Origin of the sequence: Rhodopila sp., from assembly GCF_035548235.1 — a bacterium.
Lineage (GTDB): Bacteria > Pseudomonadota > Alphaproteobacteria > Acetobacterales > Acetobacteraceae > Rhodopila.
In genome coordinates this window covers 1-3,342 of record NZ_DASZTJ010000289.1, presented here as the reverse complement: position 1 = coordinate 3,342, position 3,342 = coordinate 1, and the positions used below count along the sequence as shown (strand labels likewise).

The 3,342-nt window shown below is 66.2% G+C and carries 3 protein-coding genes; all 3 read left to right on the top strand.

The genetic code is table 11. The annotated features are described in order from the left end of the window. Positions 1-750 (top strand): hydantoinase/oxoprolinase family protein (locus VHB27_RS23650; RefSeq protein ID WP_325605262.1); only part of this gene is annotated, 750 nt, incomplete at its 5' end. Next, positions 750-2,492 carry a hydantoinase B/oxoprolinase family protein gene (locus tag VHB27_RS23645; protein ID WP_325605260.1) on the top strand — a complete coding sequence of 581 codons (1,743 nt, stop codon included), beginning with the start codon at positions 750-752 and terminating at the stop codon, positions 2,490-2,492. The genes VHB27_RS23650 and VHB27_RS23645, both read left to right, overlap by 1 nt. A gap of 26 nt (positions 2,493-2,518) precedes the next feature. Further along, the coding region (locus VHB27_RS23640) for a trans-sulfuration enzyme family protein (RefSeq protein ID WP_325605258.1) at positions 2,519-3,342 on the top strand (824 nt) is incomplete at its 3' end.

Genomic DNA, 3,342 nt, shown 5'->3' with positions numbered 1-3,342 from the left:
CGCGCGATGATCGCCTTCGGCGGCAGCGCGCCGCTGCATGCGGCGCGGTTGGCCGAGAAGCTTGGCATCTCGGAGGTGATCATCCCAGCAAGTGCAGGCGTTGGCTCGGCGGTCGGTTTCCTGCGCGCACCGATCGCATTTCAGGTGGTGCGCAGCCGCCCGGCGCGGCTCGGAAGCCTGGATGTCTTGGACCTCAACACGATGTTCACGGTGATGGCCGAGGAGGCGACGCAGGTAGTGCGACTCGGCGCGCCCGGGGCGGACATCACCATTACCCGCAGCGCCGACATGCGCTATCAGGGCCAGGGGCACGAGATCGCAGTCTCGATCGAGGAGGCGAGCTTCGACACACAATCCGGCGCCCGGCTGCGGGCGGCGTTCGAGGAAAGCTACCGCGCGATGTTCGGTCGCGGCATCCCGGGGCTCGATATCGAGATTACGAGTTGGACCCTCACCGCCACCGCGCCCGCGCTGGCCGGCGCGCCCGCCGCGGTGCTCGTCCCCGAAGCAGGACACGCCCAACCGACGGGACAGCGGCGCCTGTTCGATCCGCAGCAGAATGCCTACCGGATGGTACCGGTCTATCACCGCGCCGAGCTAGGCGCGCGGCAGACGATCAGCGGTCCAGCGGTGATCGCCGAGGATGAAACGACCACGGTGGTCACGGCTGGTTTCGATGCGCGCATCGACCCGACGGGAGCGATCCGGTTGGTCAAGCGACAGATCGAAGCAGCGAAGGAGGCCGCGTGATGCCCCAAGCCGACAAGATGTCGATGATCCATTACCAGATCATGTGGAACCGCCTGATTTCCGTCGTCGAGGAACAGGCCCAGACGCTTATCCGGACCGCCTTTGGCGCGCCGACGCGGGAGGCGGGCGACGTGTCCGCTGGCGTCTACGACACCGGGGGTCGCATGCTGGCGCAGGCGGTCACCGGCACGCCCGGCCATGTGAACTCCATGGCCAAGAGCGTGGGCCACGCGCTGAAAAAATTTCCGCTTGCCAGTATGAATGATGGCGACGTGCTCATCTTCAACGATCCCTGGATCGGCACCGGCCATCTCAACGACATCGTGGTAGTGACGCCGATCTTCCGTCGCGGGAAGCCGGTGGCGCTGTTCGCCTGCACGCTGCACGTGGTCGATATCGGCGGCGTCGGCATGTCGGGCGGCGGCAAGCAGGTCTACGAGGAAGGTCTGTTCCTGCCACCCACAAAGATCGTGGAGGCCGGACGGCTCAACCAGTGGCTGGTCGACATTATCGCAGCCAATGTGCGCGAGTCCGTGCAAGTGCTGGGCGACATCTTCTCCGAGATTTCCTCGAATGACGTCGGCGGCAGGCGGCTACTCGCGATGATGGACGAATTCGGCCTGGAGACGCTCGACGCGCTGGCGGAACACATCCTGACGGAATCCCGGCGTGCCAGCCTCGAAGCGATCACCCGCCTGCCCTTCGGCACCTACCACAACAGCATGACGGTGGATGGGCTGGACGAGCCAATGGTGTTCAAGGCGGCTCTGACCATTGGGCCGGACGGCATCGATGTTGATTTCGCCGGCAGTCCCGGGATCGTCAACAAGGGCATCAACGTCCCGCTCTGCTACACCGAGGCCTATACCAGCTTCGGCGTGAAGGTCATTGTCGCCCCGCACGTGCCGAACAACGCGGCCTCGCTCGCCACGATCCGCGTCACCGCCCCGGAGGGCAGCCTACTGAACGCGCCGCATCCCGCACCGGTCGGCGGACGCGGCTCTTTCGGGCAAATGCTCCCGGACGTGGTGATGGGTTGTCTGCAGCAGGCGGTGGCGGCGGGCGTACCGGCCGAGGGCACCTCCTGCCTGTGGAACATCCGCATGATGGGGGGATACGGCCGGGTCGACGCGCCGAGCGCAACCATGATGCGGGCAACGCCCTTCAACCTGACCAGCTTCCATTCCGGCGGCACCGGCGCGCGACCACAGCAAGACGGGATGTCGGCTACCGCGTTCCCCTCCGGCGTGCGCAACGTGCCGGTGGAGGTCACCGAGACGATGGCGCCCCTTTTGGTATGGAGGAAGGAGTTCCGCACCGACAGCGGCGGCGGTGGACGCCAACGCGGCGGGCTCGGCCAACTCATGGAGATCGAGAGCACCGAGGGCATGCCTTTCGCGACCATGTCGAATTTCGACCGCGTGCGATTCCCGCCGCGTGGGCGCGAAGGTGGGCTATCGGGTGCGACCGGCCGTGTCAGTCTCGCCTCCGGCAAAGTGCTGCCCGGCCGGGGACCGGCCACGATTCCCTCCGGCGACAGGCTGCGCGTGGAGATGCCCGGTGGCGGCGGCTATGGCGATCCACTGTCGCGCGCACCCGATCTCGTCGCCGAGGATGTGACGTTCGGATACATATCAGCCGTGGCGGCGTCCGAGATTTACGGCGTGGTGCTGACGGAGACCGGGACCGTCGATAGTGCCGCAACAGAGGTACTTCGCGCCGCACGCAAGGCCGCGGCGTAATGGTTACGTCATCGAAGAAGGCCGGCATGACGAAGGCACGCGCGCATGACGACACCGTGCTGGCGCATGCCGGACGGCCCTCCATAGCGCATTTCGGTGCGGTCAACCCACCGGTCTATCACGCCTCCACCATATTGTTTCCAACGCTGGCAGCGCTGGATGCCAAGGCGGAAGCCAAGGTTCGCTACGGCCGGCGCGGCACTCCCACGAGCATGGCGCTTGAGGAGGCCATGAGCGCGCTGGAAGGGGCCGATGGCACCGTGCTGGCACCGTCCGGACTGATGGCGATCTCTACAACGCTACTCGCCTTCGCCGGGCCCAGGCGTCACGTGCTGGTGCCGGACAACGTCTATGGGCCGGTACGGCGCATCAGCGATGGCATGCTCGGCAGGCTTGGCCTCGACGTCACCTATTATGATCCAGCAATCGGCGCGGGTCTCGCCGAGCTTGTGCGGCAAGACACTGCGCTGATCTGGCTCGAATGCCCGGGCTCGCAGACGTTCGAAATGTCGGATCTGCGCGCCATGGTGGCGGTGGCACGGCAGTTCGGCATCCCGACCGCGATGGATAATTCCTGGAGCGCCAGCTACTTCCTCAAGCCGCTGTCGATCGGCGTCGACGTCTCGGTGCAGGCCGGCACAAAATATATCGGCGGCCATTCCGACGTGATGATCGGCCTCGTCTCGGCGCGCGGCGACGTGCTGCAACGCCTACGCGCCACTGCGAGCGAGATCGGTCTCTGCATCGGCCCGGATGACGCCTATCTGGCGCTACGTGGTCTGCGCACGCTTGGGATGCGCATGGCGCGCCACCATGCGAGCGGCCTCGCGATCGCACGCTGGCTCGCCGA